The organism is Corynebacterium sp. HMSC069E04 (assembly GCF_001813175.1).
In the GTDB taxonomy this organism is placed as follows: Bacteria; Actinomycetota; Actinomycetes; order Mycobacteriales; family Mycobacteriaceae; genus Corynebacterium; species Corynebacterium aurimucosum.
Genome location: NZ_KV811704.1, coordinates 61,530 through 85,445, shown reverse-complemented (window position 1 = coordinate 85,445; position 23,916 = coordinate 61,530). Strand labels below are relative to the sequence as shown.

General features: G+C 61.6%; 23 protein-coding genes. 9 read left to right on the top strand and 14 right to left on the bottom strand.

What is annotated here, in order from left to right; all coding sequences use genetic code 11:
• Positions 1-17 precede the first annotated feature (17 nt).
• Entirely contained in the window at positions 18-371 is a 354-nt protein-coding gene (locus HMPREF2896_RS11815) for a DUF4259 domain-containing protein (protein ID WP_070446169.1), read from the bottom strand.
• A 372-nt stretch (positions 372-743) separates the two neighbouring features.
• Here HMPREF2896_RS11815 and HMPREF2896_RS11805 point away from each other — a divergent pair, with 372 nt between their 5' ends.
• Positions 744-1,658, top strand: coding sequence for a DNA-directed RNA polymerase II (locus HMPREF2896_RS11805; RefSeq protein ID WP_070719613.1), 915 nt, complete (start codon positions 744-746; stop codon positions 1,656-1,658).
• 92 nt (positions 1,659-1,750) lie between these two features.
• Here HMPREF2896_RS11805 and manA read toward each other — a convergent pair whose 3' ends face one another.
• Both manA and HMPREF2896_RS11795 read right to left on the bottom strand, forming a co-directional pair.
• On the bottom strand, positions 1,751-2,980 hold the full coding sequence (gene manA / locus HMPREF2896_RS11800) for a mannose-6-phosphate isomerase, class I (protein ID WP_070719612.1): 1,230 nt from the start codon (positions 2,978-2,980) through the stop codon (positions 1,751-1,753).
• Positions 2,981-2,989: 9 nt separating this feature from the next.
• Entirely contained in the window at positions 2,990-3,943 is a 954-nt protein-coding gene (locus HMPREF2896_RS11795; RefSeq protein ID WP_236659312.1) for an exopolyphosphatase, read from the bottom strand.
• Positions 3,944-3,972: 29 nt separating this feature from the next.
• Between HMPREF2896_RS11795 and cobA the strand changes: the two genes are divergently transcribed.
• Complete coding sequence (cobA, locus tag HMPREF2896_RS11790; protein WP_070719610.1) at positions 3,973-4,701, top strand: uroporphyrinogen-III C-methyltransferase; 729 nt, start codon at positions 3,973-3,975, stop codon at positions 4,699-4,701.
• A 9-nt stretch (positions 4,702-4,710) separates the two neighbouring features.
• On the opposite strand, the gene HMPREF2896_RS11785 is transcribed toward cobA, so the two are convergent.
• The 4 genes from HMPREF2896_RS11785 to HMPREF2896_RS11770 are packed head-to-tail and all read right to left on the bottom strand — an operon-like array spanning position 4,711 to position 8,324.
• Positions 4,711-5,706: a sulfite exporter TauE/SafE family protein gene (locus tag HMPREF2896_RS11785; RefSeq protein WP_070719609.1), complete on the bottom strand. Its 996-nt coding sequence runs from the start codon at positions 5,704-5,706 to the stop codon at positions 4,711-4,713.
• Positions 5,699-6,391: a sirohydrochlorin chelatase gene (locus HMPREF2896_RS11780; protein ID WP_070719608.1), complete on the bottom strand. Its 693-nt coding sequence runs from the start codon at positions 6,389-6,391 to the stop codon at positions 5,699-5,701. The genes HMPREF2896_RS11785 and HMPREF2896_RS11780 overlap by 8 nt, the downstream gene beginning before the upstream one ends.
• Positions 6,392-6,402: 11 nt before the next feature.
• Positions 6,403-6,657, bottom strand: a complete 255-nt coding sequence (locus tag HMPREF2896_RS11775) for a hypothetical protein (protein WP_070644136.1) — start codon at positions 6,655-6,657, stop codon at positions 6,403-6,405.
• Positions 6,654-8,324, bottom strand: a complete 1,671-nt coding sequence (locus tag HMPREF2896_RS11770; protein WP_070719607.1) for a nitrite/sulfite reductase — start codon at positions 8,322-8,324, stop codon at positions 6,654-6,656. The genes HMPREF2896_RS11775 and HMPREF2896_RS11770 overlap by 4 nt, the downstream gene beginning before the upstream one ends.
• A gap of 229 nt (positions 8,325-8,553) precedes the next feature.
• Here HMPREF2896_RS11770 and HMPREF2896_RS11765 point away from each other — a divergent pair, with 229 nt between their 5' ends.
• Positions 8,554-9,906: an FAD-dependent oxidoreductase gene (locus HMPREF2896_RS11765; RefSeq protein ID WP_070644138.1), complete on the top strand. Its 1,353-nt coding sequence runs from the start codon at positions 8,554-8,556 to the stop codon at positions 9,904-9,906.
• A gap of 139 nt (positions 9,907-10,045) precedes the next feature.
• Here HMPREF2896_RS11765 and HMPREF2896_RS11760 read toward each other — a convergent pair whose 3' ends face one another.
• Both HMPREF2896_RS11760 and HMPREF2896_RS11755 read right to left on the bottom strand, forming a co-directional pair.
• Complete coding sequence (locus HMPREF2896_RS11760) at positions 10,046-11,413, bottom strand: phosphomannomutase/phosphoglucomutase (protein WP_070644141.1); 1,368 nt, start codon at positions 11,411-11,413, stop codon at positions 10,046-10,048.
• A gap of 67 nt (positions 11,414-11,480) precedes the next feature.
• Complete coding sequence (locus tag HMPREF2896_RS11755) at positions 11,481-11,924, bottom strand: DUF3499 domain-containing protein (RefSeq protein WP_012714896.1); 444 nt, start codon at positions 11,922-11,924, stop codon at positions 11,481-11,483.
• A 93-nt stretch (positions 11,925-12,017) separates the two neighbouring features.
• Between HMPREF2896_RS11755 and HMPREF2896_RS11750 the strand changes: the two genes are divergently transcribed.
• Positions 12,018-12,488, top strand: a complete 471-nt coding sequence (locus HMPREF2896_RS11750; protein ID WP_070644146.1) for a metallopeptidase family protein — start codon at positions 12,018-12,020, stop codon at positions 12,486-12,488.
• Positions 12,489-12,571: 83 nt separating this feature from the next.
• Here HMPREF2896_RS11750 and HMPREF2896_RS11745 read toward each other — a convergent pair whose 3' ends face one another.
• From HMPREF2896_RS11745 to HMPREF2896_RS11735, 3 genes are all read right to left on the bottom strand, one after another.
• Positions 12,572-12,820, bottom strand: a complete 249-nt coding sequence (locus tag HMPREF2896_RS11745) for a WhiB family transcriptional regulator (RefSeq protein ID WP_005528147.1) — start codon at positions 12,818-12,820, stop codon at positions 12,572-12,574.
• A 534-nt stretch (positions 12,821-13,354) separates the two neighbouring features.
• On the bottom strand, positions 13,355-14,449 hold the full coding sequence (locus tag HMPREF2896_RS11740; protein WP_070446197.1) for a mannose-1-phosphate guanylyltransferase: 1,095 nt from the start codon (positions 14,447-14,449) through the stop codon (positions 13,355-13,357).
• A gap of 56 nt (positions 14,450-14,505) precedes the next feature.
• Positions 14,506-15,381: a glycosyltransferase family 2 protein gene (locus tag HMPREF2896_RS11735; protein ID WP_070446586.1), complete on the bottom strand. Its 876-nt coding sequence runs from the start codon at positions 15,379-15,381 to the stop codon at positions 14,506-14,508.
• A gap of 89 nt (positions 15,382-15,470) precedes the next feature.
• Here HMPREF2896_RS11735 and HMPREF2896_RS11730 point away from each other — a divergent pair, with 89 nt between their 5' ends.
• The 3 genes from HMPREF2896_RS11730 (at position 15,471) to HMPREF2896_RS11720 (ending at position 18,666) form a co-directional block, all read left to right on the top strand.
• The gene (locus HMPREF2896_RS11730) at positions 15,471-17,123 is read left to right on the top strand and encodes an LCP family protein (protein WP_210385991.1); all 1,653 of its coding nucleotides are present in this window, start codon (positions 15,471-15,473) and stop codon (positions 17,121-17,123) included.
• Positions 17,124-17,214: 91 nt separating this feature from the next.
• Positions 17,215-17,919: a TIGR03089 family protein gene (locus tag HMPREF2896_RS11725; protein WP_070446201.1), complete on the top strand. Its 705-nt coding sequence runs from the start codon at positions 17,215-17,217 to the stop codon at positions 17,917-17,919.
• A 24-nt stretch (positions 17,920-17,943) separates the two neighbouring features.
• The gene (locus HMPREF2896_RS11720) at positions 17,944-18,666 is read left to right on the top strand and encodes a sulfite exporter TauE/SafE family protein (RefSeq protein ID WP_070711172.1); all 723 of its coding nucleotides are present in this window, start codon (positions 17,944-17,946) and stop codon (positions 18,664-18,666) included.
• A gap of 101 nt (positions 18,667-18,767) precedes the next feature.
• Here the strand turns inward: HMPREF2896_RS11720 and HMPREF2896_RS11715 are convergent, their stop codons facing one another.
• Both HMPREF2896_RS11715 and HMPREF2896_RS11710 read right to left on the bottom strand, forming a co-directional pair.
• Positions 18,768-19,718, bottom strand: a complete 951-nt coding sequence (locus HMPREF2896_RS11715; RefSeq protein WP_070644155.1) for a type IV toxin-antitoxin system AbiEi family antitoxin domain-containing protein — start codon at positions 19,716-19,718, stop codon at positions 18,768-18,770.
• A gap of 181 nt (positions 19,719-19,899) precedes the next feature.
• Positions 19,900-20,781 (bottom strand): LysR family transcriptional regulator, encoded by an 882-nt coding sequence (locus HMPREF2896_RS11710; RefSeq protein WP_246824029.1) that lies wholly within the window; start codon positions 20,779-20,781, stop codon positions 19,900-19,902.
• Positions 20,782-20,910: 129 nt separating this feature from the next.
• Between HMPREF2896_RS11710 and HMPREF2896_RS11705 the strand changes: the two genes are divergently transcribed.
• Positions 20,911-22,557: a thiamine pyrophosphate-dependent enzyme gene (locus HMPREF2896_RS11705; protein ID WP_070719605.1), complete on the top strand. Its 1,647-nt coding sequence runs from the start codon at positions 20,911-20,913 to the stop codon at positions 22,555-22,557.
• A 12-nt stretch (positions 22,558-22,569) separates the two neighbouring features.
• Positions 22,570-23,907 carry an aromatic amino acid transport family protein gene (locus HMPREF2896_RS11700; RefSeq protein WP_070719604.1) on the top strand — a complete coding sequence of 446 codons (1,338 nt, stop codon included), beginning with the start codon at positions 22,570-22,572 and terminating at the stop codon, positions 23,905-23,907.
• The last annotated feature ends 9 nt before the right edge of the window (positions 23,908-23,916 follow it).

Sequence of the window (23,916 nt, the reverse complement as noted above, 5' to 3'; positions counted from 1 at the left end):
TTCTAGGAAAGCTGGCTCTACGACAGAGCCTCAATGAAGGGCTCAAGGTCATAGTCCTCTTCCACACCTTCGATCAGCTCGAGCGCGTTTTCGTTCAGGTTCTCGCTGCCGGAGCCGGCGAGATCCCGGATGAAGGGGTAGTCCTCAACGACCTCCCCGGCACTGAACGGAGCACCTGCCCAGATGGCAGCAATCGTGGCCGCCGCTAGGGCGTTGCGCTGCTCCTCTTCAGTCTGCGCCTCACCTGAAGCCGCAAGCGCGCAGGCATCATCGACCGCAGCAACGATCTCTTCATCCTCTAGATCAGCCAGTTCATCCAAGAAGTCGACGTTGGCCTCGTCAGCGAAGATGTCTTCATCCCATGAGCTCATTGTTTTCTCCTTTATGCTCTGGTGAATTAGGGGTCTGTGTTCTTATATCCACGGTGGGCCGGTGCGGATTCGCAGGCGGGGCACGCCGCGCAGCCGCTATCTAATCCAAGTTCTACCATTCTTTAGGCGCACGTATGCAAGGCTTGCTCCCGCGGGCCCGTTTTATTACGGCACTAGCTATCTACCTTTCCTTCCTCTTTCACATTTCTCTCTCCTTCTACAGCGCACCGAAGACCGGCTCGCATAAGAAGCGCGTGGGGATTATTGCCCAGCCCATTTACTATCCTCAGTTTCGTGTTATCGTTGTTACCGTCTTGTGACATTTGAGCAGGCTTTTGCGCAGCAATTTAAGTAGGAAGGAGAGCGCCCCGCATGACGAGCACCCCTCGCCGCATTGTGGCTTTCGTCGTGGCAGGCCTCCTGTGCGCCGTCGCCGTTGGCATCGCAGTTTGGCGCATGAGCGCGCCGGATTCCGTGGTATCCAAGCCCTCCGCCGCCACCGCTGCCTCAAGTGCTCCGGCCACGTCATCTTCGGCAACGCACTCCTACACCACCACGGCCTCCCCGACCTCGACGCGCTCCAAGCAGTCCCAGACTCAGGTTGCCGCACCCGCGGAGGATCCGTACTTGGCACCGAATGCCGTGGTGAACCGCACGGAACCGGCTGCGCCCACGGCTGTCTACCGCCCTGATAATGTCTCCTCGCTGCAGAACCAGCAGCCGCAGGTAACGCCGAACACGCAGTACCCGCAGGCGCCGCTCAGCACGGCGCCCACTGCGCCGCCATCTGAAGGTTCCGCTACGACGGCCCCTGGGTCGCCAGTACCGGGCTCTCCTCAGCCGAGCTCAGAACCGACGCAGCCGCCGACCACACCGGAGTCACCGACGATCGTTCCACAAGAGAGCCCAACGGAGGACCACCACGCTGGCCCGCAGTCCTCCGGGCAGCCACAGCCTGAAGAACCTTCTGACTGCCCTGAGTCCTTCAATCCGCGGCCAGCTGGGTTCACCCACGAAGCTCCCGCACCTGATGCTGAGACCCCCGCAGAACCCCGCGAAGCAGGCAAGAAACCGTGGGAAGGAACCGCCCCACTAGTCGGCGATGGCGCGAAAGCTCCGGGGCGTGACGCCGAGACTCATCGAAGCAACGAGGCTCCCACCCCAGCGGCACCGACGGATGATACCCCCGTCGCCGAGGAACCTTCTGCAGCAACCCCCACCGCCACTGCTCCAGCTGAAAGCTCCCCCGAGCCAACTCCCGGACCGGCGATCACAGAGTCGGCTTAAATTCTCTCACACTTAAATCCCCTCACAGCTGCCCAGGCGCACACAAAGCCTGGGCAGCTGCGCAGTTTTAAGGCTGGCCGCACGCCATGGGCTTAGACGCGGGCGATGAATACCTCAGCACCCTCGGCGCCGGCAGCGCGGACGGTAGCAACAGGGTCGTTGGCAGGGAGCCACGCAGCGTGGCCCGCGCTTAAGTTGAGGCTCTCTGCCTCCGCGTTGCTCAACGCAGCTGCGCCGGAGGTACACAGCAGAATCATCGGGCCATCGCTGTCGACATCGACGCTCTCCTCGCCGGAAAGCTCTACACGGTCCAGCAGGAATTCCTCAATCGGTACCGGATAGGACCATGCCTTCGCGCCCTTCACGTTTCCGGTTTCGGAGGCATCCACTAACTCCACTCGCGGGTCTTCAGCCGCCTCGTAGGTGAGGACCTTGACCAGTTCAGGAACGTCAACGAACTTCGGGGTCAATCCGCCGCGTAGCACGTTATCGGAGTTGGCCATGATCTCTACGCCTAAGCCGGAGACATAGGCATGCAGCTGCCCGGCGTCGAGGTAAATCGCCTCCCCCGGCTGCAGGACAATGTGGTTGAGCAGAAGCGCTCCCAGAACGCCGATATCACCTGGGTACTGTTCATTGAGCTTGGCCACGGTACCCATCACGGTGGTCATCCACGGCTCACTTGCCTGGGTGCTGCACAGTCGCTCACCAGCAGCCACCACCGCATTGATCAGTTCCTTGCGCTTGGGGCCAGGGATCGTAATCCAGGTGGTAAACAGCGCGCGGAGACTATCGCCTTCGGCGGCTGGATCCGCATCAAGCATGCCTTCATAGTGCGCTAGTTCTTCGCATTCCAAAGCCGCGAAGAGGCTGCGGGTCTGCGCAAGGGGGCGGAATCCCGCCATGGCGTAAAACTCGGTGAGCGCCACGATGAGTTCCGGCTTGTGGTTGTCATCCTTGTAGTTGCGATTAGCTGCCGTGAGATCGATTCCCGCCGCGTTCTCGCGGGCAAAGCCTTCCTCGGCCTGCTGTTTCGAAGGATGCGCCTGCAGCGATAGCGGTTCGGCGGCTGCCAGAATCTTCAGCAAGAAGGGCAGGCCGGCACCATACTTGTCAGCCACCCGCTGTCCCAGCTGTCCATGGGGGTCGGCCGCGATGATCTCATCCAGCTTCTCCTCCCCAATCGTTGAAGGGTCAGCCGGATGCGCACCGAACCACAGCTCTGCTACCGGGCTGTGGGCTTCCGGCTCGCCGAGCAGCGTCGGGATAAGCGTGCGCGAACCCCACGAATAATTGCGGGCAGCGCTGGTGAGCAACTTCATTGAAATCCTTTATTTCACGTCGTAGGCGGTCGCGGCATAACTGCGCGTAATCAACTGCAGCGAGCGGGCCAATTCCCCACAGGAGGTGTCGGCGCTCGCTGCTGCAAAAGAGTGGGGAAGGTTCGCCTCTTCCTGTCCCCATAAAACAATTTTCAAGGGTACCAAAGGCTCTTCCGCTTCAAACGGGTCGTAGAAGATGTCAGTCGGGTCTGTCTGCAGAATCGGCCCTAAGCCTTCCGCATCAACAACGGTCCCTCCCAGCCCGTGGGCTGCCCACAGCGCACCAGCCATACGGGCAACAAGCGCGTCAAGGTGCACGCGCGTACGCTCCTCCGACAGCGCATAAGGATCGGGCCCACAGCTGTGGATGACTCGCCCGCCCTCTACGAATTCACGCAACGCGCGCCCAGGGTTCGTCGTGGAGTCACGTTGCGGGGATAGTGCTTCCAGCTCACGGTCCACTGCATCGGCGACGTCCTCCACACGGCGGGAAACGAGAACTGGGTCTTCGCTCAGCACCGCGTACACCGCGTGCACAGCTGTAATCACGCGCACCGGGGAGATCCCTTCGGCGGTGGGTAGGTTGTCAATGACGATGGTGTCCTCGGGGGCGTCGTCGATCTCATTGAGAAGGACTGTCGTAGCACCCCGGCGCGCAGCAGTATGCAGCGCGCGCTCCGCCCACGGGCTATCCCCCGCCACCACCACGACATCGAGGGCACCGGTAAAGCGCGGTAGTGACTCGCTGACCATGATGGGGACTTCAGCGGGCTCAGCTAGGCCCACAGCAACGTGAGCGGCAGCGCGGGAAACTTGGTCGGCGGCAAGGATGACGACGCTGCGCGGGCGGAGTCCGCCCAGCACGCGAGCAAGCTCCGGCACGGATGCAGCCACCACGCGCGCCTGGGCGCCTTCGTGGGCAATGTCAAAGAAGCCCACGGTTTCGGGGTCATAGGAAGTCATAGGCCCGAGCATAGCTAGGATTAGTGGCCATGAGCATTCATCCGGTAGTCCTTGTCGGCGGCGGCCCTGGCGCGTGGGATCTCATCACCGTGCGTGGCATGCGGGCGCTGCAGGAGGCCGAGGTCATCGTGGCAGATCACCTCGGTCCTACCGCCCAGCTGGATAAGCTGTGCGATATAGGCACCAAGGAACTTATCGACGTCTCCAAGATCCCCTACCGCGCCCAGGTGGCCCAGGAGCGCATCAACGAGATTCTGGTTGACAACGCCCGCCAGGGGCGCCGCGTGGTCCGCCTCAAGGGTGGGGATCCTTATGTGTTTGGGCGTGGTTTCGAAGAACTCACTGCGCTTACGGAAGCGGGCATCCCGGCGGAAGTGATCCCCGGGGTGACCTCGGCGGTCGCGGTGCCCGCACTGGCGGGAACGCCGGTGACGCACCGTGGCGTCGTCCATGCCTTCACGGTGGTCTCCGGGCACCTGCCGCCAGGCCATCCCAAGTCTTTGGTGGATTGGGCAGCCCTGGCGCAATCTGGGGCTACGTTGTCCGTCATCATGGGTGTCAAGAACGCGGCTGCCATCGCTGCTGCGCTGATCGACGCCTCCCTGTCGCCCCACACCCCCGTGCGCATCATTCAGGAAGGCTCCCTCGATGGCGAACGAGCATTCCAGTGCGAGTTGGCTGAGCTAGGGGCCACGATGGAAGAGAACTCGGTGGCTCCCCCGGCGGTCATCGTCATCGGTGAGGTTGCCGGGCTCTAGCGCCAAGTTCTACTCAACTCCGACGCGCTCGTCCTCCGAATCCGCGGAGCTTCCCGCATGGGCGCCCTCGCGGCCGGTCGGCTCCGTCGTTTCAACGACACGGCTGCCGGTGCGCTGCTGCGAAGCGCTATCCCCCTCCGCGCCCTGCGCGGATCGAGCCCGGCGTTGATTCGCCCAGACCGTCAGAGCAACTCCGAGGACCAGCGCAGCGACCTGCAGCAGAAGGATCTGCTGATGCGCCAGCGCCCACCCTAGTGCTCTAGGAATGTTGAGCGTCACGATAGCCGTGCCCACGAATCCCCCAAGGAGCGTGGGGTTGATGCGCGAGATGAGCCAGGCTGCAATCGGTGCGGTAATCACCCCGCCGATAAGCAACGCTACAACCGCGGCAGCGTTAGCCACGATCTCCTCCCAGAGGCCAACGATGAAGCCCGCCGTGGCACCAAAAGTAACGAGGAATTCTGCAGTGTTGACCGTGCCGACGATGCGCCGCGGCTGCTCACGGCCGACCGCCATGAGCGTCGAGGTGGAAATCGGGCCCCAGCCACCGCCGCCTGAAGCATCGACAAAGCCTCCCACCACGCCGAGCCCCGCGAGAAGAGGAGTGGAGTGCTGTCGAGTTTCCTGCGATGTGCGGCTCCGTGGGCGCGAGAAGCGCCAGACGAGGTTGATGCCTAGGACCACGAGAATCGCAGACGTTACGGGCGCGGCAGCTTCGAGAGAGAGGTTAGACAGAACCGTCGCTCCAATGAAGGCTGACAGGCCTCCCGGCACACCGAGCTTGAGCACCGTAGGCCAATGCACGTTGCCAAAACGCCAGTGGCTAATTCCGGAGACCAAGGTGGTACCCAGCTCCGAGGCGTGCACCACGGCGGAGGCCGTCGCGGGTCCCAAGCCAGCTAGCAGCAGGATGGTGGTGGAGGTGACGCCGAAGCCCATGCCGATGCCACCGTCGACAAGCTGCGCGGCGGCACCCGCAATCGCGATAAGAATGAGGCTACGCATGGGCCATCTCCGCATAACGGTGGGAAACAATTCCGGCGAGTGCCTCACCCAGCGGAGGGAGAATCTGCCGAGTCTCCCCATCGCTGCGCCCTGCATCCTCGTCGAGGCGATCTAAAAGCAGGCCAGGGCTCACAAAGAGTGGCACGACGACCTCCTGTTCTCCGCCCGAGTCAACGGGCTGGCGCGCACCGCGCGTGGCATAGGCAACCTTCGCTGTGCAACCGGCAAGCTCACCGACACGACGCGCTAGACCAGCAACGGCGGCGTTGGCACGCTCATCGGAGGAGCCGACAGAATAGAGCACAACGGTATCTGTTCCCGCTGGAACTCGCTCTGCCAGCAGACGCGCCATGTCCTCACCGGTACCGAGTCCACGGGCTTGGTGAAGGCGCACCCCAGATGCCGCAGAAGCCTGGGCCACAGCTTCAGGAACGTCGATGCGCTGGTGGTAGCCCTCGGTAAAGAGCAATGGCACAACGACCGCCTCGCGTATTCCTTGCGCTGCTAGGCAGCGCGCCGCCTCATCAAGTGGCGGGTTATTGAATTCTAAGTGTGCGGCGGTGGCCGGCACACCGGCCAATTCGCCAGCGGCGTGGGTCAGGGCCATAACGTTCGCTGCAGCCTCAGGGTGGCGTGAGCCGTGTGACAAGGTTAGTAATGCCGTGGTAGCGGTCGGGGCGGTCATGGTGGGTTTCCTTAATTCTGAGTTTTCGCGGTGGAATGGCCGCGGCGAGCGAGAGAGCGCTGCAGCGCCTCCGCGGAGGAGACCGCCGGCGCGGGCGCTACGGGGGCATCGTCTTGGCCGTGGAAGCGTACAGAAAAGATGCGGAGGCACTCTTCGCACTTCCAGGCAAAATCATCTTCCTCATCTGGGAAAAGGTTTGTCCCAGCGCAATAAGGGCAAAAGGCTGGGTGATTGCGGTTGGGGTTAGGCTGACGGCGAAAATTCACTGCAGGTCCTCCTCGTCCGCGCGCAAGACCCAGTGGCGGAACTGTTCGCCGTCTTCGCGCTGTTCCTTGTACTTGTTGACCAAGCGAATGACATAGTCCGGAACCTCATCCGCCACCACCTTGTGCCCACGCAGCTTTCTGCCCCAGTCCGGAGATAGCCCGAGGGCGCCGCCAAGGTGGACCTGGAAACCTTCAACGCGGTTGCCATCGGCATCCGTCACGATCTGTCCCTTGAGCCCGATATCCGCTACCTGCGAACGCGCACAGGCGTTGGGGCAGCCGTTGAGGGCGACAGATAGCGGGACGTCGAGGTCACCGAGGGTATCTTCCAAGATGTCGACGAGCTCGATGGCGCGGGCCTTGGTGGTCACGTGCGCGAGCTTACAAAACTCCAGGCCGGTGCAGGAGATGACGCCGCGGCGGAACTCCGAGGGCTGGGAGTATAGGCCCGTCTCATCCAAGGCGCGCGAAAGCGCGGGAATGTCCTCTTCTTCCACGTCGAGGAAAAGCAGCTCCTTCATCGGTGTCGTGCGAATGCGGCTGATGCCGAATTTCTCGGCCACGTCGGCGATGGCAATGAGCTGCTCGCCAGTGGCATGCCCCACGGTGGGTTTCACGCCGACGTAGAACTTGCCGTCCTGCTGGCGGTGCACGCCCACGTGATCGCGGTTGCCGGGAGCGACGGGGAGCGGGAGGCCATCGAGAAGCGGCGCGTCGAGGTATTCCTCCTCCAGTACCTTGCGAAACTTCTCAATGCCCCACTGCGCCACCAGGAACTTCAGACGCGCGCGGTTGCGGTTGCGACGGAAGCCATAGTCGCGGAAGATGCGCGCCACACCGGCCCATACCTCCGGCACGCGCTCGAGCGGAATCCACGCGCCGAGGGATTGCGAGAGCATTGGGTTCGTGGACAAGCCCCCGCCCACGAAGCAATCGAAGCCCGGGCCGTACTCCGGATGCTGCGTCCCCACGAAGGCAACGTCCTGGATCTCGTGGGTCACGTCCTGACGCACGTTGCCGGAGATGGCGGACTTGAATTTACGCGGAAGGTTATGGAATTCATCGCGCAAGAGGTAATCATTCTTAATCTCCTCGATGGCTGGGGTGGCGTCGATAATTTCGTCGGCAGCCACCCCCGCTACCGGTGAGCCAAGAATGACACGGGGCACGTCGCCGCAGCCCAACAAGGTATCCAGCCCCACAGAGCGCAGTTTCTCCCAAATGGCGGGGACATCTTCAATCTGAATCCAATGCAGCTGGATGTTCTGGCGGTCCGTAAAGTCCGCGGTGGAGCGCGCATAATCGCGCGAAATCTCTCCCACCGCCCGCAGCTTGGCGGGATCCGCGCGGCCGCCATCGAAGCGCACGCGCATCATGAAGTACTCATCCTGTAGCTCGGCGTTGCTGAGCTTGGACGTCATTTCCCCGCCCAGGTTCTGGTTGCGCTGGGTATATAGGCCCAACCACTTAAAACGGGGGGCGAGATCCTCGGCAGGAATGGAAGCAAATCCTTGCTTGGAGTAGATATCGATAACGCGCTGACGCACTGCTAGGGCATCGTCGGCCTGCTTGATCTCCTCGTCGGAGTTCAGCGGTGCAGTGCCATCAATCTTCCACTGGCCTTCCGGTTTCTTCGCGCGTGGCTTTCGCTTTGTGGCGGTGGTCATAATCTGCTGCCTTTCGTCGGTTAGTGAAAACCTACCGGTCTAGCAATAACAGACAAAGCGGTCTTTTTTATTTTCTCCCGAATATGCAAAGCACGCTGGGTTTATGCCACAATGTTCTCCGAATGTAATTAGGCCCAGTTGCCCTACAGCAGACAAGCCGGTTCAATGAAACCCACGCTTGTTTAGACCTAAGCTTTCGTTAGTTACTACAACATTCCGAAAGGCCATCATGACCCAGCAGCCCCTGAAAGTAGCCGTCATCGGCGCCGGCCCAGCCGGCATCTACGCCTCCGACATCCTGGTGAAGAAAACCGGCGGCAACGTTCAGATCGATCTCATCGAGCAGATGCCCGCCCCCTTCGGGCTCATCCGCTACGGCGTAGCTCCGGACCACCCGCGCATTAAGGGCATCGTCAACTCCCTGCACCGAGTGCTCGACACCGAACAGATCCGCCTTCTGTCCAACATCAACGTGGGCCGCGATGTCACCGTCTCCGAACTCGAGGAGTACTACGACGCCATCGTCTTCGCCACCGGCGCCGTCGGCGACTTGGGCATGCAGATCCCCGGCTCCGATCTCGAGGGCGTCCACGGCGCCGGCGAATTCGTTGGCTTCTACGACGGCAACCCACGCTTCGAGCGCTCCTGGGATCTCTCCGCTACCGACGTCGCCGTGATCGGCGTGGGCAACGTGGGCCTCGACGTCGCCCGCATCCTGGCCAAGACCGGCGATGAGCTCAAGGAATCCACCGAGATTCCCGACAACGTCTATGAGTCCCTGGCCAAGAACCAGGCCACCACCGTCCGCGTCTTCGGCCGCCGCGGCCCGGCGCAGGCCAAGTTCACCCCGCTGGAGCTCAAGGAGCTCGACCACTCCCCGACCATCAACGTGGTGGTGGACCCGGAGGATATCGACTACGACGAAGCCTCCCTCAAGGCCCGCGAAGAGGCCAAGTCCTGCGACCTGGTGTGCCAGACTCTGGAAGGCTACGCCATCCGTGAGCCGAAGGATGCCCCGCACACCCTGCAGATCCACCTCTTCGAGCAGCCGGTGGAGTTCATCGGTGAAAACGGCAAGGTTACCGCTGTGAAGACCGAGCGCACCGCACTCAACGGCGATGGTTCTGTCTCCGGCACCGGCAAGTTCACCGAGTGGCCGGTACAGGCCGTGTACCTGGCCGTGGGCTACCGCTCCGATGCCATCGAGGGCGTTCCCTTCAATAAGCAGAAGAACGTCATCAACAACGACGGCGGCCACGTGGTTGACCTCGACGGCGATATCGTCCCGGGCCTCTACACCACCGGCTGGATCAAGCGCGGCCCGGTGGGGCTCATCGGCAACACCAAGTCCGATGCCACGGAGACCATCGGCATGCTGCTTGCCGACGCCGAAGCAGGCAACCTCTCCCACTCCCGTGACGAGGACATCGTCGAGCTCTTCAAGTCCAAGGGCCTGGAGCACCTGACCTGGGAGGGCTGGAAGAAGCTTGACGCCGCCGAGCGCGCCCTGGGTGAGGCCGAGGGTCGCGAGCGCAAGAAGTTTGTCGAGTGGGAAGAGATGGTCAACCACTCGCGCGACTAAGCCGGCTCGTCCCAATTAAAACTGCCCTATCTGACGAAGTTATCGCTCCCGCCGCAATGAACGCGGGGAAAATCGTCAGATAGGGCAGTTTTCGTCTCAAGGCTCGAGGCCTTCGTGTGAAGGCACGTGCCTTCACACGCTAGGCGCGGATGATGCCGAGGACCTCGTCGACGATGGCCTGCACCTCGTCTTCAGTCTTAGCCTCAACGTTGAGGCGCAGCAGCGGCTCGGTGTTGGAGGCGCGGACGTTGAACCAGGCCTCGGTGCCCTTCAACTGTACGGTCACGCCATCGAGCTCGTCGACGGACTCAATCTTGTCCGCCAGCTCATCCAGCACGCGCTGGGTCGTTGCCTTCTGATCCTCCACGGTGGAGTTAATCTCTCCCGAGGCCTCGTAGCGCGAATACTGGGCCATCAGCTCGCTCAGCGGCTTGTCCTGCTCACCCAGGGCTGCCAGCACGTGCATGGCCGCGAGCATGCCGGAGTCCGCATTCCAGAATTCCTGGAAGTAGTAGTGAGCGGAGTGCTCACCACCAAAGACCGCCTTCTCCTTGGCCATCTGGGCCTTAATGAAGGAGTGGCCCACGCGGGTGCGCACGGCCTTGCCGCCCTTCTCCGCGATGAGCTCCGGAACCGTCTTCGACGTAATCAGGTTGTGGATGACCGTGGAGCCTGGGAACTTGTCCAAGTAGCGCTCCGCCACCAGTGCACAAATAGCAGACGGCGGCACCGGCTGGCCCTTCTCATCCACCACGAAGCAGCGATCCGCATCGCCATCAAAAGCCAGGCCGATATCCGCCTTCTGCTCAACGGTGAACTTCTGCAGGTCCACCAGGTTCTTCGGATCTAGCGGGTTCGCCTCGTGGTTGGGGAAGGTGCCGTCCAGCTCGAAGTAGAGGTCACGCACGTCGAAAGGCAGCCCCTCAAAGACCGCCGGGACGGTGTGTCCACCCATGCCGTTCGCGGCGTCGACAGCCACGACCAGTGGGCGGGAGTTCTCCAGCGGCACCAAGCCGCGAAGGAATGCCGCGTAGTCCGGCAGAACCTCACGCTCAGTGACGGTGCCCGGCTCGCCGTCGAAGGCCGGGATGCCGTCGATCAGCATGTCCTTGATCTGCTCCAGACCTGTCTCCTGGCCCACCGGAACAGCACCCGCGCGGCACAGCTTGATGCCGTTGTACTTCGCCGGGTTGTGGGAGGCGGTAAACATAGCGCCCGCGCAGTTCAGGTGGCCGGCGGCAAAGTACAGCTCATCGGTAGACGTCAGACCGAGATGGATAACATCGAGGCCCTGCGCAGCAGCGCCCTCCGCGAAAGCAGCGGCCAGCTGCGGGGAGGAAGGACGCATGTCATGGCCCACCGCCACGGTGCTCTCCCCTTCCCCACGGAGAATCGCGGCAAAGGCCGCACCAGTATCACGCACGAGGTTCTCATCGATGTCCTCGCCCACGACACCACGGACGTCATAGGCCTTGATCACTGCATTGAGCTGTTCACGAGTTCGCATAGCCCACAAGCATACCCCCGTCGGACGCGGTGATCTGCGTCCGACGGGCTAGAAAGCGCCCGAATGGCTACTCTGCGTCCGGCACCACAGTCAGGTGAGCGCGGCGGCGCTGGCGGGCATCGTGCACTCGGCGGGTGCGGAACACAGGGTGGTTGGAGTTACGCGGATCGGCGCCGTCGAAGGTGGCGGAATAGTCAATGGGATCGGCACCGGAACCAGCAGTGGAATCATCCACCAAGCCTGTGGTCACGCGCCCGGCCTCGCGGACAGCTTCCGCGAGCGCGGTGAGGTCATCATCCTCATCGAGTTCGATGCGGTCAACGCGCACCATCTCCCAACCTTGCGGGGCGGTGATGCGGGCGCTGTGCTTTTCGCACAGGTCCCAGGCGTGGGGATCGGTTTCTTCAGACAGTGGGCCCACGACGGCGGTTTGCTGCGCGTAAGCATAGGTCAACGTCGCCACGGCGGGACGGCCGCAGCCGGGGCGGGAGCAATGGCGAGAGCTATTCACGGGCCCAAGTCTAAACCCTAACTTGAGATTTAGATAGTCCAGCGCGGCGCGTCTCGCCGCAAGCCCTGTTCCGGGCGGCTTAAACTAAGCCGCATGAGCACGCCCCGCCCGCATATTCGCCCGGCCCGCCACCGCCATGGCCGCGGTGCACGCGGACCCCTGCTCCCCCACAACACACCGCGCTATCGCAGCAGCGCTGAGCGCTTCGACATGGCCGTGCTGGAGGCCTACGCACCCATCCACAATGCTTTCGCGGAACAGCTCACCGGGCTCGATCTCGCGGTCGATACCGTGCCCCGAATGCGCCTATCCGTGGATATGACCGTGATGCCGGATGAAATCATCGCCGATGGCCCGGTTCCGCTCGGACGCATTGTCCCCGCAGGGGTCGATTCCGATGGGCAGCCCACACGCGCACGGTTGGTCATCTTCCGCATGCCCGTGGAGGAGCGTGTGCATTCTGCCCAGGAGCGCGAAGAACTACTGTCCACAGTGCTCACCGCGCTGGTGGCACATTATCTCAATGTCGATCCAGGAGATATTGATCCGCGCTTTACCTGGTAAAACCACTATTCCCCCTTACTGTTGAACTCTAAGCCCAACAACAAAGGGGAAGTAAGGTTGTTCGCTCGCGGTTGCGCTACGCTCTAACCAATTTCACGCTTGAGGCGGCGACGCTCACGGTCTGACAGTCCACCCCAGATTCCGAAGCGCTCATCATGCTCCAGGGCATACTCGAGGCATTCATCACGCACCGCACAGGCCTGGCAGATACGCTTAGCCTCGCGGGTAGATCCTCCCTTTTCGGGAAAGAATGCTTCCGGGTCCGTTTGGGCGCACAGCGCCTGGTCTTGCCACTCCTGCTCGACGGCACCAAAGAGTTCATCGAGCGACATCTCTGCAGCAGCACCGCCACGGAGAATAGCGCCGTTATTCGTTGTATTGTCCACGCTGCTTCCTTTCTCCGAGGTCGTTTCTCTCTTAATTCGGTGGCACCGACCCTACACCGAAAAGATTTTTCGGTGCCGCGCCCGCCGTGCCGTTTATTACACTGATGTCATTTCACACCGAATCACTAAATATCGTCAACCTGTCGCGGAAGATTTTTGCGCAGCTCCAGCGAAAACGCTGTACAGAGTCCCCAACTTTCACATCAGTCACAGATCTCCTAGCCGGGGGGTAATCGTCGGGGGTACTACATGTAGTACCCTCCCCCTATCCTGTGAACAATTCCAAGGTTTCTTCGGCGTGTCGCCACCCAGTCCGGCAAAACACATGGATCTCATTCGCACCACGAAAACCACGAGTCACGGCCACGTGTATCGCTTAGCCTTCGGTGCCGTTACTAATACACAAGAAAAGGAAAGCGCCGAGAGACACCCCCTGCTCTCCGCGCTTTCCTATCGCTTTATTCCACTGCGCGGCAGCACTTAGGCGTCGGAACTAAAACGCACGCCCGCGTCCGGAATGCTCACACCAGGGAAGACGCGCATGCCGCCCTGCAGTTCGCAGCGCGCGCCAATAGTGGCGCCTTCACCGATAACGCAGCCATCGATATGCGCGTTGGCGCCGATGTGCGCACCCGAGGCAATGATGGAGTTATTGATGATGGCACCCGGCTCAATGGTCACGCCATCAAAGACCACCGTGCCATCCAAACGCGAACCCGCCCCAATGACGGAACCGCGGCCCACCGCCGTACCAGACAGAAGGAGCACGCCACCGGCAATACCCGCGGACTCATCCACCACGGACTCACCCGTGCGGCCCACCAACAACGGCGAATGCGCAATACCGCGCACCAGATCAGAGGAACCGCGGACGAAATCATCCGGACGGCCCATATCGCGCCAGTAGGAGTTGTCCACGTGTCCAACCACCAAGCGGCCGGACTCTAGCAGCTGCGGGAAGGTCTCACGCTCTACAGAAACCACGCGGCCTGCCGGGATAGTCTCGATAACATCCTTCTTGAACACGTAGCAGCCAGCATTAATCTGGTTCGTCGGCGGATCCTCAGTCTTCTCCAAAAAGGCCGTCACCCGGCCCTCAGAATCCGTCGGAACACAACCAAAAGCGCGAGGATCAGCAACGTTGAGCAGGTGCATCGTCACATCCGCATCCTTGGAGTGATGCGTATCGAGGATGCCGTTCAGATCCATTCCGGACAAAACGTCACCGTTGAACACCATGACCGTATCCTGGCGCAACTTGTCATAGACATTGCGGATACCGCCACCAGTGCCCAGAGCGGTCTCCTCCACCACGTACTCAATCTCCAAGCCCAACTCGGAGCCGTCCCCGAAGTACTCCTCAAAGACCTCCGCCTTATAGGAAGTAGAAAGCACCACGTGCTCGATTCCTGCTTCCTTGATACGAGCAAGCAAGTGCTGAAGGAATGGGTAGTTGGCCGTGGGCAACATCGGCTTCGGCGTGCCAATCGTCAGCGGGCGCAGACGGGTGCCGCGACCTCCCACCAGAATGACGGCATCGGCCGTCGATCCCCACTGGGGCGCTGATTCAGTCATATCGTTCCTTAATCTCTTTTCAGATAAGCCACCGTTAGTGTATAAGCGCCCCAGCCCTAGGAGCCGTCGCGGCACGCGCTTAAAACCAGCCCGCGCACCCGCAACCCCAGCCACAAAGCCGCGCGCAGTGGCGCTTGGTACCAGTACGGGTGCCTATCCGCTTGGAAGCGATAGGCGGAGTCATGGTGGGCACGCAGCATCGCGCCGCGATGGGCCTGCGTCGAATGGCCCTTGGCGTGGGTAATCACCGCCGTGGGGCAGAAGATATTGCGCCAGCCGGCGCGGACAAAGCGGTCACCTAAGTCCACGTCCTCCAAATACATGAAGTAACGCTCATCAAAGCCGCCAATCTGCTCAAAAGCCTCCCAGCGCACCAACAGACAGGAGCCGGATAGCCAGCCGGCCGGGCGCTCGCTGTCCATGTCGGCATCATCGCGGTAGGCGCGCGACCACGGATTGGAAGGCCAGATTGTGCCAAAGAGCGCATGGCCAACACCCGTCAGCAACGTCGGCACCGCGCGAGCAGAGGGATAGTTGCTACCATCCGGCTCCACGATGCGCGGCCCCACCGCCGCGGCATCTGGGTGGCGGCGCGCACACGCGATCAGCTCATCCAGAGAACCTTCGCTAAACGTCACGTCCGGGTTAGCAATGAGAAAGAACTCTTCATCGACGCCCTTCGCCCGAGCGAAACGCGCGCCGGCATTCATTCCGGCGCCATAACCGAGGTTTCCCCCGGTATCGAGGAATTCCACGTCCGCGTGCTCCCGCGCGGCAGCTTCCGGCACCCCATCGGTCGAGCCGTTATCGGCGAGGATGGTGAGGGTTGGACGGGACGTCGCCAAGCGCAGCGAGGACAAGAAATCGCTGAGGTAACGGCCAGGAGAAAAGGTCACGGTGACCACGGCCAGGGGTTTCTGTATATTCTTCACGATAAATTTGAGCGTACCCAACGCCAGTGCGCGCACGCGCCCGCGACACTGCTTCACGTTTTTGCAGCGAGCTCACCTAAACTAGTCCCGTGACTTCCCCGAACTCCCCGCGCGCCGCCCGCCATATCCAGGCCGCGCCCTCGCAGTCCGCGCCCACCGCCCAACGAGGATCGACGCCGGTGAAAGCCGTCGTCGCGTTCCTGTCTGCTGTCGTCCTGGTGCTCTCCGGCGTGGGCTACTTCACCGTGGGAAAGCTGGGAAATGATATTTCCTCCGCCTCCAACCTGGCGCTGGGTAACCAGGGTGGTTTCAAGGACAGCAGTCTCGATGGCGCGGTCGATATCTTGCTCGTGGGCAAGGACTCCCGCACCGATGCCAAGGGGAATCCGCTTTCCGAACAGGAGCTGGCAGATCTGCATGCCGGCGTGGACGAAGGTGAGGAAAACACGGACACCATCATGGTGATCCGTATTCCCAACGATGGCTCGCGCGCCACGGCAGTATCCATTCCGCGCGATACCTATGTCCACGACGAAGACTTCGGAAACACGAAGATCAACGCAGTCTTTGCGCAACACAAGGTAGCCAAGATGGAGGAGCTGCAGCAGGACAACGCGGAGGCTGAAGCAGCGGGCAAAAAGGCACCTCATACGGACAAGGAGATTGAGAAGGAAAGCACGGAGGCCGGCCGTTCTGGCCTCATTTCGATGGTGCACCAACTCACTGATGTCAGCGTTGATCACTATGCTGAGGTGGGGTTGCTAGGCTTCGTGCTGCTTACCGACGCCGTCGGGGGCGTCGACGTCTGCCTCAACGACGCCGTCGATGATCCGATGTCGGGCGCCAAGTTCCCGGCCGGGCGCCAAACCTTGCAGGGATCCGAGGGCCTCTCCTTCGTGCGCCAGCGCTATGATCTCCCGCGCGGTGACCTTGACCGCATCGTGCGCCAGCAGGCCTACATGGCATCGCTGACCTCGAAGGTACTGGACTCGGGCACGCTGACCTCCCCTGGCAAACTCAACAAGATTGCCGATGCCGTGGAGCGCTCCGTGGTCATCGATGACGGTTGGGACATCATGGGCTTCGTCACCCAGCTGGCCGGGCTGGCCGGCGGCAACGTGACCTTTACGACGATCCCGGTGACCTCAATTACCGGCGTGGGTGACTATGGCGAATCGGTGGTGACCATCGATACCGCAGAGGTCCACCGCTTCATGGAAGATTTGGCCAAGTCCCAAGAAGAAGCCGAGGAAGAAGAAAAGTCTGAGGATGCCGCCTCGGACGAGGGCGGCGACAACGGCGAGAAGCCCGTGGCTGAAAACCTCAACCTGCACGTCTTGAACGCCGGCAACGTCGACGGAATGGCCGGCGGAATCGGCGCGTGGCTGAAGAACGTGGGCTACACAGTTGAGCGCACGGCCAATGCGCAGTCGGGCCTGTATACCGAGTCCCAGATTGTGGCCGCGGATGCTAACGATGAGCGCGCCCGGGCCCTGGCTGAGCAGCTCGGCGGACTGCCAGTCACGGCCAACGAAGAGCTCGAGCCGGATACCTTCATCGTGGTGGCTACTGATGATTACTCCGGCCCGAAGGATGACTCCGCGCAGGAAGAAGAGGCTGCTGCGGAGCCCAGCCAGGGTGGCGACACTCAGCAGGTTGGTACCCCGGGCGATGATTTCGGTACCGCGGAGGTTTCGCCTGAGATCGACGCTGGCGGCGATGGCCCGCGCTGCGTGAACTAGTCTGCTGCGAGGTGAACTCGCAGTAGACTCAAGGGCCTAGTCACCGGTCGTTCGTGGCGGGCTGAGCGCCTGCCACCTACGATGGGCGGACATGGAACTCCTACAGCATCTCCTGTCCGCCGATGCCTCTGCTCCCCGGCTCAGTGTTTATAACGAAACTGACGGCACCCGCATGGACTTCTCGGCGCAAACGCTGGAGAACTGGACCTCCAAGATTGCCAACATGCTGTTGGAAGAGCTCGACCTCGAACCAGACACGGATTCTCGCATCCTCATTGACCTTCCGGTGTCCTGGCAGGCTGCCGTCATTGCGCTTGGGGCGCTCGCCGCCGGAGTCCCCTTCGACATTAAGAATGGTGCGGTTGCTACAGAACCGCACGCCGACGATATCGCCGTGGTTTTCACCTCCCCGGAGACCTATCTCAAGGCTGCGGCGGGCGCCGACTCTGCGTCAGCCCCACTGGTCGATACGGTGCTAGTCACGCAGGATCCTTTTGGCCGCGGCGTTGTCGAAAGCGGCGGCGAGCTGCCGCTGGGCACCATCGACTTCGGCCCCACCGTGCGCTTCTATGGTGATCACTTCTATGGCACCACGACCCCACTGCCGGAGCTTTTCCCCACGGATTTGGGCGCTGAGCGCGTGCTTTCACAGGGCTGGACGGACACCGCTTCCTTCCAGCGTGCAGTGCTCGAACCGCTGGCCGCGGGCGGCTCCGCCGTCATCGTGGCGGGCCTGTGCTCAGCCGACCGTTTGCAGGAAATCGCAGACAACGAGAAGGTCACCGTCCGCTCCTAAAAGCCTTCATGAGATAGTAGAGCAATGTTCAGCTGGCTCTACATCTTTATCGGCGTGCTCATCCTCGTGGGGACAATCTGCCAGGGCACCATCGGATTTGGGCTGGGCACCATCGCCACCCCCATCTTGGCGCTGATCAAACCGGAGCTGGTTCCCACGCTCATTCTCTTGCTGGCCTTCGTCATTTCCACCACGACGATGCTCAAAGCGCGCTCGGCGGTGTCCTGGGACATCGTGGCCATCTCCTCCATCGCGCGAATACCCGGATCCCTGCTCGGCGCGTGGGCCATTGCTTCCCTCTCCCACCGCGGGCTCTCCCTATTCATCGGCTGCGCGGTCATCTTTGCCATGACTTTGTCCAGCCTCGGCTGGTCCCCCAAGCGCACCACCACCAACATTGCGGTGGCAGGCGTTGCCTCTGGGTTCCTGGGAACATCCACCTCCATCGGCGGCCCGCCCATGGCGCTGGTACTCAAGGGCTATGACCCAGCCCGCATACGCGGCACCCTGTCGGGTACCTTCATCATCGGCTGCACCATCTCGCTGGCGATCTTGGGCTTAAGCGGGCAAATCACCAGCCTGCAGCTCACCGCTGCCGCGGCTTACCTGCCGGTAGCCATCGTGGGCCTCATCGCCGCCAGCTACCTCAACCGTTTCATCAACGCCAAGGTGCTCAACCGCATCGTCCTCGTCGTGGCTATCAGCGCGGCCCTGGCGCTCATCGTTGAGGGGCTGGTTGCTGCCTAGCGTCAGCCGTATGCTGCCGGGCACAACTGCCAGGAACATGCCCCACACTGCCCGTCCTGCCAAAGTTTTCGCCTCTGACTCAAGATCTGGCAATAACTTCGTCACCTAGGGCAGTCGGGTGGCTCCGGGAAGTCGGGCGGTTCTGGATAGTCGGGTGGTTCCGGCGGCACAGGCGGCACATACCCCAAGTGCTCGCTGTATTCCCACGGTTTCGGCTTGGGCGGCAACACTCCCTCGTGCCAGAAACCGATGAACTTGAAGTAACGCTTCTCAAAGTCCGGATTCCTGGCATTAGCTATCTGGTCAATGACATAGTCCAGATGATGCGCCACGCAATGACCTGTATAGCGCAGCGTTAGCCACCCAATCAGTGCGCCCTCATTGTTCTTCCAATGGTCCCGCAACCATGACTCTTGCTGGGAATGGAATTTCATCCCGTTGATTTCTACCGCAACTTTGAGCTCTGGGAGCACGATGTCCCAGGTGTAGTGGCCGATAACAACGTTGCACTCGACCTTGAGCCCACGCCTTTTCAGCCCCTTGGCTACTTTCACCTCCGCACCAGAATCCGTGAACAACGCGGCCTGCTCTAGCATTCGTTGGCTTGCAACAGGGGTGACATTGAGTGCTTCGCGGTGACTATCCAGTCGGGCGCGTCCGGCCTTCGAGGAGTAGATGGACTCAAACACGCGAATCCCCAGTTCAGGACTAACAGATTTCATGGCGACAAGAGGATTAAGGACCCGGATCCCAGACGAGGTAACGAAACTCTCGACGCTCACCCGCGAGTGCACATAAAAGGTTGATGTCGGCATTCTCTCCACACTGGCGAGCCGCAGTGGAAAAGTCACGGTCTCGCCAAGAAGCACCTGGGCAGCCGTTGTTCCTGTCGCCTTAAGGAATGGCCTGTGCTCCTGTAATAGCTTTAATAGTTCTAATGGCTCGGGCCTGCCCCAGACATAAAGCCCCTTGGCAAGTCGCGTAATCTCTCCTCGGCGCACGCGAGTTGCAAGCGCACCTTTAGATAGGCCGCACACAATGCCATGTTTCATGTCATTCCCCCCGGAAAGTTAGGCTCCAAGGTAACACGGCACGCCGCTGTGTGCTGCGCAACCGCCCTACTCGCCAAAGTTATTGTCTCCGCCTCAAGATCTGGCCAGATCTTTGGCAACTGGGGCAGTTTTGTCGACTGCGAAACTAGGCGCGCGAAGCGCCCAGCGCCAAGAAAACGCCCTAGCGAAGCGACCCCTCAATAAAACTGCGGAACCGTTGGGCAATCTGCGCAATCTCTTCCCCCGCATAGTGTCCCGGGGACCAGGCCGCGACCAGCGGTACCCCTGCCAGAGCGCGCTCACCATCGACCACGTCGAAGCCCACCAGCCGCACTGGTTGCAGCTCCGTCATGAGCGCTACGGCTCGCCCAGCACGCGCCAAGGCGCATAACGTTGCCGTATCATCGCACTCCACGTGCGAGCCTAAGGCGTAGCCAGCCGTGCCCACGAAGGAATCCACCACCCCGCGAGACACACTTCGCCGCGAGGGCAGCGCCACATTTTCCTGCAATAACCGTTTAACCTCCACGCTGGTCGAACCCGCACACTCCAGTGCTAAGGGATGCGTCGGCGGCACCCAGGCACGCACCGGAATCGTGCCCAAAGCCAGCGAGGTCACGTCATTGCCTGGCGGAATGGTAGCAATCACCACGTCGGCGGCGCCTTCCAGCGCGTCGAAAACGTCATAGTGCGTGACCGGGGTCGTGGTGAGCAGAGGGATAGTTGAGCCAGCGGCCTCAATAAAAGGGGCAAGTAGCGTCGAAATCGTCGTTGGCGTAGCCGCCACACGCAACGCCGGGACACTGCCCGCCCGAAGTGCCTCCACCGCCTGCCCGGCGCGCGCGGATTCCGCGAGGAGGCGGCGGCAAGTCGGGATGAGGGCATGCGCCGCATCGCTGAGCGCTAGCGAGGAACCAGCCCGCACGAAGAGCTCCAGGTCCAGTTCTTTCTCAAAGCGCCTAAGCTGCCGACTCAGCGCCGGCTGAGTTATTCCAAGGCGTTCCGCAGCAGCAGTCACCGTGCCGGAATCCACAACCGCAAGGAAATATTTGGCCTTCACCATGTCCATTTCCCTACTTTTACCACCAACCATGCCCTGAGGGTTTGGCTTTCCAGCTTTTTAGACATTAGACAACATGACATCACCAAAGAATAATGAGACCACCAACACAACTACTTCAGGGAGGTTTCCATGTCACACGTCGGCGCCGCCATTGCCGAATCCCTCGCCGCGCACAACGTCACCCGCGCATTCCTCGTGCCCGGCGAAAGCTTCCTTCCCGTGCTCGACGGCCTCTACGATTCCCCTGTGAAGGCCATCGTCACCCGGCACGAAGGCGGTGCCACCTACATGGCTGAAGCCCACGGCAAAGCCACCGGCCAGCCGGGCGTCGCCATGGTCACTCGCGGCCCCGGGGCGGCCAACGCCTACGTGGGTATCCACACCGCTTGGCAGGACGCCACCCCGCTCGTCCTCTTCGTGGGCCTCATCCCCACCTCCGACCGCGACCGCGAGTCCTTCCAGGAATTCGACCCTAAGGCCTGGTTCGGCACCCAGGCCAAGCAGGTCTTCGTCCTCGATGATCCGGAGCGCGCCTCCCGCGTTGTGGCCGAGGCATTCTTCCAAGCCCAGCAGGGCCGCCCCGGTCCCGTCATCGTGGGCTTGCCAGAGGATGTTCTCCACCAGGAGTTCACCGGCAGCATCCACCCACCCATCCCGGTATCGGAGGGCGCGCTTTCCGACGATCACCTGGACCTCCTCTCCCGCGAGCTGAGCCACGCAGAGCGTCCACTCATTTTTGCCGGCGGTCCGCGCTGGACCCCGGAGGCCGCAGAGAAGATCACTCGCTTCGCCGAAGAGCACCGCACCCCGATCATTCAAGACTTCCGCGCCGCTGACCGCGTGCCTTTCGACTCCCCCGCCAACGCCGGCTGGCTCGGCTATGGGCGCGACCCACGCGCGGCGCAACTTTTGGAAGCCGCCTCCCTCGTCATCGAAGTCGGTGCCGTTCTCGGTGATGTCCCCACCGACGGCTACACCCTGCGCCAGTCTCCGCAGGCACGCAACATCGCCATCAATCCCGATACCAGCCTGCGAGGCCACTCGGTGGCGCTGCTAGAACACATCGTGGCAAGCCCCGTGGCCTTCGCTAACACGCTGGACCGCCTAAACGTCGAGGGCAAGGATAAGCGCGGCGAGTGGTTTGATACCGCGCACGCGAACCACCTCGACTTCGCCACCCTCCCCGAGCCAGCGAACTACCGCCCCGGAAAAGACGGCACCGCCCACATGGAGGCCATCCTCGCAGCACTCCACGAGCAGCTGCCGCAGGATCCCATCTACACCTTCGGCGCCGGCAACCACTGCATCTGGGCCCAGCAGTTCCTGCGCTCGCAGGTCTACCCCTCCCAGTTCAGCGTGCGCAACGGGTCGATGGGCTACTCCATCCCGGCCGCGGTAGCCACCAAATTGCAGTTCCCGGAGCGCACCGTCGTCACCATTGCTGGCGACGGCGAATACCTCATGAACGGCCAAGAGCTAGCCACCGCGCTGCAGTACGGCGCGCCCTTCCTCATCATCGTCATGTCCAATGGCGAGTTCGGAACCATCCGCGATCACCAGAAGAAGCACTTCCCCGACCGCGTCTCCGGCACGCAGCTTATAAACCCGGATTTCGCGGCCGTCGCCCGCGGCTTCGGCGCGCATGGCGAGCTCGTCACCGATGACTCGCAGGCACAAGAGGCGGTAGCCCGGGCCTTGCGCGCCATCACCGAGGACGGCGTACCGGCGCTCATCAACGTCATCACCGACCAGGACCACTCCCTGCCCATCGAATAGAGGAGGCTCACCATGAGCTCTGCCAATACTCCACCAACACCATCCACGCCGCCCACCACTGAGCTGAAGAAAGGCGAGCACATTGTGGGCGAGGGGGACGCTGCCAAGCAGCGCCCCGCCGCCTCCACCGCATCGTGGATCATTACGCTCTTCGGCACCGCGGTGGGTGCGGGCATCCTCTTCCTTCCGCTCAATGCGGGCGGTTTCGGTTTCTGGCCGCTCGTCTTCGCTACGGTCTTCATCCTTCCGCTGGTGTACTTTTCACACCGCACCTATGCACGCATCGTTGCGGGCGCGCCCAAGGAGGACCATGGCAAGGACATCCTCGAGCTGGTTTCGCAGTACCTGGGCAAAGGCCAAGGAATTGGCTTCGCGGTGCTGTACTGGATCACGGTCTTTTCCACCGTCCTGATCTACGGTGTCTCCATCACCAACGCAGTGGATAGTTTCATCGTCAACCAGCTTGGCGGGCCCTCCATCGACCGCTGGCTACTCGCCACCATCTGCGTCGGAATCATGACCGGCGGTTTCGCCATCGGCCGCAAACCCATGATTTGGCTGGCCCAAGTGCTGGTCTACCCGCTCATCATCGCACTGGCAATCACCTCCATCTACCTCATTCCGCGCTGGGACCTGCACAGCTTCATCCATTTCGACGATGGTGCCGATGGCTGGGGCCAGATGCTCAAGGGCATCTTCCTCATCCTTCCGGTGCTGGTCTTCTCCTTCTCCCACATGGCGGCGCTTTCGCAGTTTGCCATCGACATGCAGCCGCAGTACGGCGAGAAGACCGAGAAGCGCGTCTCCCGCACGGAGTTCTACACCGCCATCCTGCTCGTCGTCTTCACCATGTTCTTCGTGTGGTCCTGCGTCCTCGCACTTGGCGCCGACGGCATGAATGAGGCACTCGAGCAAAATATTCCGGTGCTCTCCTACTTCGCTAACGTCACGGGCACTCCGTTCATGGCCTACATGGCCCCCATCGTGGTCATCTGCGCCATCGTTTCCTCCTACTTCGGCCACATGCTCGGTACCGAAGAGGGAACGGAATACCTGCTGAAGAACGCCGCGCCACAGCTGGCGGAAAAGGTCTCGCACCGCACGCTGCTCAACATCATCTATGTCATCGTCTTCGTGTGCACCACGCTAGTTGCCATCTTTAACCCCTCCATTATTTCGATGATTTCCGTGGTCTCCGGTGTCTTCGTGGCGTTCATCGTCTATCTGGTTCCGGTGTACATGTTCAAGAAACTGGACGTGTACAAGCAATTCCGCAATGACCCGTGGAACTACTTCGTCTTCGGCATGGGCCTGCTGATCATGGCCGTGACCATCTGGGACATGATTTAGAAAGGACGT